Origin of the sequence: Aliidongia sp., assembly GCF_035943795.1 — a bacterium.
Taxonomy (GTDB): domain Bacteria; phylum Pseudomonadota; class Alphaproteobacteria; order ATCC43930; family CGMCC-115725; genus Aliidongia.
The window spans coordinates 1-6576 of record NZ_DASZBY010000159.1 but is presented as its reverse complement, the minus strand read 5'-3'; the positions used below and the strand labels follow the sequence as shown (position 1 = coordinate 6576).

Below are 6576 nucleotides of genomic sequence, written 5' to 3'. Positions count from 1 at the left end.
GATCTCCGGACACCGCACGAACGGCCGCTGCGCAAGCCTTCGGGCAAAACCCCCTGGATCGGCAGTGACGTTCAACAGCTGATCGCGTGGTGGATCGAAGGCCTGACCGGAGTCGCGATCGCCGCACAACTCGGCCGCTCGCCAGGCGCCGTCTATTCGAAGGCCCGCCGGCTCGGCCTGCCAAGGCGCCAGCGCAAGCTGCTGTGCCGCGCCCCCGCGGCGATCGAGGCGCGCCGGCAACATCCCGAATCATCGCCTGCAGCAGATGTCCGTGACGATTATCCCTCGCTCGAGCGGTTCATCGAAAGGCTGCCCGCACCGGCCCCTTCACCCTTCGCGCTCCCGCAGGATCTCTCGCGCCGCATCGAGACGGCTCGGCACGAGGCTGGCCTCGATCTGCTGCCTCGGCTTGAAGTCCTCGCGCCGGTGACCGGCGCTCCCCGAATCGGCAAGCAGAAAACCGCGTTCACGCGAACCTGGACCCCGGAACTGGAGCATGAGCTGAGCCTGCGGGTCTGGGCCGGGCAGTATTACAGGGACATCGCCGAAGCCATGGCGATGTCCACCGCGACGGTGCGGAGCCGGATGACACTCCTGGAAATCCCCCTCGCCGACATCCCGGAGCGCCGCCGGGGCAACCGGCCGCCGTACGACGAGGCGGTCGCGCTCAAGAATATCAAGACCTGCGACATGGTCGAGGGCTATTGCCGGCATTTCCACCGCATTTTCTGGGGCGATCGCTGCCGAAGTCAGCGGGATCGCTCCAAAGCCGGCCGTGAAGCGACCCTGGCAAGCTTCGACGGCCGCTACGCCTGAGCGGGGCGGCAGCTGCACCGACGACGCCAGAACCCAAAGCACATTTTCAGGTGCGCGCGCTTTTGTCGCATCTAGCGCGCCTGCCCTCCAGACGGGCGGGTGCCCGCCACCCTCGTTTTTGGAGCGCTCTCGCCATTCGCGTGGGGCTTGCGGAGGATCGGTCTCATGCAAAACCATCGGGCAGCCGTCATGCGCAGACTTTCCGACCCGGATTTCCAGGCGACCCTGGTCAACAAGAGCATCGGGCTCGTGCTGATCATGGCGCTGCTTGTCGTCGCCTTCCTGATCCACGACGCCTATGTCTGGGCAAACCCGCCGAAGACGAAGATCTATGTCTTCGACGGCAAGAACCCGCCGCGTCCCGTGGCGGCGCTCGACAGTCCGATCGTCGACGATACCGAACTCCTGAACTGGACGGTTTCGTCGGTGTTGGCGCCCTACAACATCAACTATCATGACTATCGCGAGCAGACGGCGGCGGCGGCTCGGCATTTCTCGAAGAACGGCTGGCAATCCTTCGCCGACAGCTATCTCAAAAGCGGCAATTTCGCCGAGATCGAGAAGGCGATGCTGCTCTGCTACGCCCAGCAGCAGCATGCCGCGATCGTGAGCCGGACAAGTCTCGTCGCCGGCGCGCTGGCCTATGAGATCCAGTTCCCGCTCACGCAGACCTGCCAGAACACCAACCAGCAGAGCACCCAGAACCTGATCATGTCGGCGACCGTCGTCCGGGTGAACGACGACGCCTTCCCCGACGGGCTCGCCATCGACCGGCTCGTCGCAACCGCCCATTAAGGAGCCATCGGTGTCTAGAAGTGCAGTCTTCCTGGCGCTCGCCGCGAGTATCGTGCTGAGCGGTCCGGCGCGCGCGGACCCGCCGCCCGGCAATGCGGCGGCAACGGCCGCGACCGCCGCGGACAACGCGATCCCGCTGACACCGGACATGATCCGCGATCTCGGCCGGCGCTATGGCGATGTGAAGCGCGCGGAGGAGGATGCCGGCACGCAGATGGCGGCGCCGATCAGCCGGCGCATCAACGTGTCGTTTTCCCCCGGCGAGGCGACGAGCATCCTCCAGACGGTCAAGGGCTATCCGACCGTGCTGTCGTTCTTCGACAGCACCGGACAGCCCTGGCCGATCCAGTGGGACACGAACAGCAATCCCGCCGCCGTCGCCGGCGGCAGCAATTGCAACGCCGCCCCGAACGCCGGCGGCCCGGCGGTCGCCGCGGTCGGCTTCTTCGCCTGCACGCCGGTCAAGGGCTCGAACGTGCTCGAGCTCGCACCGATGTCGCTGCAGCCGCGCGGTGGCCTGGTCGTCACCCTGCAGGGCGCGCCGAAGCCGGTGACGTTCCTGCTGGTCGGCGGCGGCGGCCGGTATGACGCAGACCTGAGCATCCGGGTCGCCGACCGGGGGCCGAACGCCAAGACCCAACTGGCCAGCCAGTCGAGCGCGCCCGACACCGGCGCGCCGTTCCTGACCGGGATGCTGCAAGGCGTGCCGCCGGCGGATGCGGCGCCGCTCGCCGTCACCGGGGTCTCGCCCGATGAGCTGCGCGCCTGGCGGCTCGGCGACCGGGTTTATCTGCGCACCCGCTACACCTTGCTCTCCCCCGAGTGGACCGCGTCGGAGAGCGGCGAAGGCGGCATCACCGTCTATGCCGTGCCCTCGACGCCGGTCGTCCTGCTCTCCGCCAGCGGCCGCACCGTCTCGGCCGGTCTCAAGGAAGACTGACATGCGATTCTCTCCATTCCGCGTGCCCCTGCCGGGCTTCGTGCGCAGCAGCCCGTTCAATGCCGCGTCCCGGGGCGGACCGCGGCGCGTGCTGATCATCGCCGGCACCGCCGTCGGCATGCTGGCGCTCGTGGTCGGCGCCTCGTTCATCCATCACACGGAGCCGGCGCCGTCGCAGACGGCAAAGATGCCCTACATCAATCCGCTGCCCGGCGGCACCCAGAGCAACCCGCACCAGGACGCGCTAGCGCTACGGGCGGCGCAGGAGCGGGCCGCCGCGGCGGAACGATCCGGGCAATCCTACACGCCGCCGATGCCGGCAAGCCAACCGCTCAAGCTCGTGCAGTCCCAGGATCCCCCAGACGTCACCGCTCCGGACGCCCAACCCCACCAACCGGTGGTCATGCCGGTGCCGCGACCGACTCCGGTCGCCCCCGCGCACGTGGCGCCGGCGGCGGCATCTGTTATGCCGGTCGACTATAACCAGACCGCCGCCGCCCCGGCGCCGCACGCGACGGCCTCGCAGGATCCACAGGTCCAGCAGGCCTACAAGACCGCGATCAACCAGCTTCTCGCCAGCTGGAATGGATCGGCACCGCGCACCGATATCGTCGTGCCGCTCGACGGCGAGGGTGACGGTCCCACCGCCGGCGTCCGGACCGGCCACGCCCCTGCGACCAGTCCGACGACCAAGCCAGGCGATCTCCCCGCCGCCACGGAAGCCAGGCCCGGGCGGCTCCTGATCCCGGCCGGCCGCGGCATCTATGCCCACACAGTGCTGGCGGTGAACTCCGACACCGGCGGCCCGCTCGTGCTCGAGGCCGATTCCGGTCCGATCGCCGGGGATCGCATGACCGCGACCTTTTCCAAGAACGGCTACGATCGGCTCGTCGTCCGCGTCGGCAGCATTGCGCACAAGGGGCGCACGCTCGAAGCCAACGCGATCGTCATCGCGCCGGACACGATGGAGACCGCCGTGGCCTCGAGCGTCGACGAACATTACGTGGAGCGCTTCCTACTGCCGGCGGCCGCGGCCTTCGTCCAGGGCCTGGGCCAGGCGATTTCCCAGAGCAATACGACGTCGAGCGTCAGTTCGCTGACCGGCACCGTCACCGGCGTCACCAAGCTCCATATCGGCCAGGAGGCCGGCGTCGCTGCCGGCACCGCGGCTCAGCAGGTCGGGTCGGCGCTGGCCCAGGAGGCGCCGAAGGGTCCGACCATCAATCTCGATGCCAACGCCAATGTCGGGATCATGTTCTTGGGCGATCTGCGCGAGCCTGAATAGCCCCGGCGTTCGCTCCCGCCCGCGTCATCCTGGTCGAAGATGAACCATGCGGGATCGCATCATGTCCTCTCACGCTCTCGACGCTTCCGACCTGCTCTCCGCTCGGACCGACGGCCAGCCTGAAGCCGCCCTGCCGGGTGAAGACGCGGCACCGCTCACGCCAGGCCCCGATGACCGGATCGGCGCCGCCTCGGTCGAGGCGCCCTCCCCGCGCCACCATCGTCTGCCGCTGATCGCCGGCGTGTCGGCGCTGGCGCTAGTCGCCGTCGCCGGCGGCATCTATCTGGCCTCCGGTAGCCCTGCTCAGGCGCCGGCGGCCCCTCAAGCCGCGAACAGTCCGGCTCACCCGACCCAGAAGCCGGTCGCCCCGGCAGCATCCCTGGCGATTGCGCCGCATCCGGACCATGAGTCCGAAGCGATCCGCCCGCCGGCGAAGAGCGAGCCCAAGACGGCCGTCGTGAAGGATTTTCTGTCGCTGCACGATGGGGTCGCCCCCAAAGCCCCGGTCGAGCCCGGGGTCAACCCGGCTGCGGAACACGGCCTCGCACAGCCAGGCGTCAACTCGCCGGCAGCCGGCTCGCCCGATGCAGTCTCGCCGTCCCCGCCCGCCTCCATCGATGCGGCGGCACCGGCCAAGATCGCGGCCGTTTCACCGCCACCCGAAGGCACCGTACCAGTCGGCCCGACCACCAATCCGGTCGCCCTAACCCAACACGAACCGATCGCCGCTCCCGCCGAACCCGGTGCGGCGCCATCGGGCAAACACGTCGATGCCAAGCCTGTCGAGACGAAGCCCGCCGACCCGGCGGCAACCGCGGCATCGCTCAAGCCCGGTCCGCTGAGCACCCCCCAGGAGATCCAGGTCCTGTCGCTGGTAACCGAACTGGGCGCCCTCGTTCGCGATCAGCGCGCCGAACTGGCTGCGCTTCGGGCCGACCAGCGGAAGACCGGCGACCTGGTCGAAACGAAGCTGACGGACTATGACCGCCGCCTGGCACTCGCCGAAGCCAAGGGCTCGATCGCCGCGGCCATGGGAGGCTCTTCTCCCGCTACGCCCTTGTCACAACCGGTCGCCCAGGGCCGGGTACAGCCCGTGCCGCTCCAACAGGCCAAGGCCGCTGCGCCTGCGACAGCACCCGCGGCTGACACCGCCCCGGTGCCGCACCGCTATCGTGTCCAGGCCGCCTCGCCGAACCTCGCCATGCTGACCGAGATCGGCCGCAGCGGCGACGATGGCGCGCAGTTGCAGATCGCGGTCGGCGATCCGGTGCCCGGCTACGGCAAGGTCACCAGCATTGCCCAGCGCGGCACCGCCTGGGTGGTCGTGACCGACCACGGGACCCTGCAGTAGCGGCGCCGGCCATGCAGGGGCTTATCAATTTCGCATCGGCGATCGGCTTCGCCCTCGCTACACTATTGCCGGCGTTCTGCTATCTGGCGGCGATCGCCCTGTTCCTGTTTGCCGGCTGGGGCTTCTGGAAACAGGCTCAGCCGGACAATCCGTTCCGCCAGAGCCCTTGGATCCCGGGCCTCTCGCTGGTGCTGTGCGGCGTGTTCGCGACCTTCGACAAGTTTCTGACCAAGGCCAACGTCAGCGCCGGCACGGGCCTGCAAGTGACCCTCAACGCCCTGACCAGCTACACCGCACCGACTCCATCGGCGGATCTGCTGGGCCAGACGCCCGGCGACGCCATCGTCAATGTCGTTCAGCTGTTCCAGGCGTTCTTCCAACCCTTCGGGGCGATGTGCTGCTTTTTCGCCATCCTCGCCTGGCGCGCCGTCGTCAACGGTCGGAGCAACCGAGGCCAGACCGGCTGCGGCATTCAATTCGCCTTCGGCGTCATGCTGATCAACGTCCAGACCATCGCGCAATGGCTCGTGAACATCTTTCAAACCTGAGCGCCCCTATGCCGCAGGCCCGCCAACAGCGTCGCCACCCCCCGGCCGCCCTCTTGAACTACGGGCACGGCTGGCGATCAATTCTAGGAAGGAGTGCGCCCAATGGCGGTGAGCCATATCGACCCCATCTACGACGAACTGCCGCCGCCGCCTCGCGCGCTTCCACCTCTCGCGCAGCGATTGGATCCGGCCGAGGCCTGGGCCAGGCTCGAGCCGGAGGTCCAGAACCGCATTGGCGCCGCGGCGATCGCCGCGACCCTCGGGGCGATCGGCATGGACATGGGTGTCTATCCTAGACAGGGGTTCGCGGCCGCGAACCTCATGGCGGTGGGCGTTCTCGACCGCACGGTGTGCGAGCATGTGCTCTCAGGCGATCCGGAACGGCATGGCTTGGCGTTGCCCGATCTTTGGGCGCTCGGGATTCAGACCTGCCGGGAGTGCGGGTGCGTGGAGGATTGCGCATGCCCCGAGGGCTGCGGCTGGGTCGAGCAAGATCTTTGCTCGGCCTGTGCCGACCGGCTGCCGGATTTTACCGTCGAGGTAAGCCATCCGGATCTGGCCGCCCCCGTCCTCGGCGTGTTTCATGCTCGGACCGCCGCGGAAGCCGCGGCCAATGCCGCGAGGGCCGCCGTGCTCGGCCAGGTTCCGCAAGATGTCGACAGCGTCACGCGGGACGAACGCGAGGACCGGCTGCGGGAGGCTCGGCTGCTACATGAACGGCTCAGCGCCGGCTCGGCCCAGCGCGTGTGGCCTGGGACGTTCACGGCGCCGCCGGCGCGTCCTCCCGTGATCCATATCGGTGGCGTGCGGGAGCCGCGGTCCAACAACATGCCGTGCGGCT

General features: G+C 68.6%; 7 protein-coding genes. All 7 read left to right on the top strand.

Annotated elements, in window-relative coordinates:
* Positions 1-816 (top strand): GcrA family cell cycle regulator (locus VGV37_RS30290; protein ID WP_326883612.1); only part of this gene is annotated, 816 nt, incomplete at its 5' end.
* A 189-nt stretch (positions 817-1005) separates the two neighbouring features.
* On the top strand, positions 1006-1611 hold the full coding sequence (locus VGV37_RS30285) for a DotI/IcmL/TraM family protein (RefSeq protein WP_326883611.1): 606 nt from the start codon (positions 1006-1008) through the stop codon (positions 1609-1611).
* Between the two features lie 10 nt (positions 1612-1621).
* Positions 1622-2551, top strand: a complete 930-nt coding sequence (locus VGV37_RS30280) for a DotH/IcmK family type IV secretion protein (RefSeq protein WP_326883610.1) — start codon at positions 1622-1624, stop codon at positions 2549-2551.
* 1 nt (position 2552) lies between these two features.
* Positions 2553-3836, top strand: a complete 1284-nt coding sequence (locus tag VGV37_RS30275; RefSeq protein WP_326883609.1) for a DotG/IcmE/VirB10 family protein — start codon at positions 2553-2555, stop codon at positions 3834-3836.
* 61 nt (positions 3837-3897) lie between these two features.
* The gene (locus tag VGV37_RS30270; protein ID WP_326883608.1) at positions 3898-5187 is read left to right on the top strand and encodes a hypothetical protein; all 1290 of its coding nucleotides are present in this window, start codon (positions 3898-3900) and stop codon (positions 5185-5187) included.
* A gap of 11 nt (positions 5188-5198) precedes the next feature.
* Positions 5199-5735 carry a hypothetical protein gene (locus tag VGV37_RS30265; RefSeq protein ID WP_326883607.1) on the top strand — a complete coding sequence of 179 codons (537 nt, stop codon included), beginning with the start codon at positions 5199-5201 and terminating at the stop codon, positions 5733-5735.
* Positions 5736-5837: 102 nt separating this feature from the next.
* Positions 5838-6576: hypothetical protein (locus VGV37_RS30260; RefSeq protein WP_326883606.1), on the top strand; the 739-nt coding region annotated here is incomplete at its 3' end.

Excerpts from the sequence above, each read along its gene's own strand:
- VGV37_RS30285 (WP_326883611.1), top strand. The coding sequence starts at position 1,006 with ATGCGCAGACTTTCCGACCCGGATTTCCAGGCGACCCTGGTCAACAAG.
- VGV37_RS30275 (WP_326883609.1), top strand. The coding sequence starts at position 2,553 with ATGCGATTCTCTCCATTCCGCGTGCCCCTGCCGGGCTTCGTGCGCAGC.
- VGV37_RS30270 (WP_326883608.1), top strand. The coding sequence starts at position 3,898 with ATGTCCTCTCACGCTCTCGACGCTTCCGACCTGCTCTCCGCTCGGACC.
- VGV37_RS30265 (WP_326883607.1), top strand. The coding sequence starts at position 5,199 with ATGCAGGGGCTTATCAATTTCGCATCGGCGATCGGCTTCGCCCTCGCT.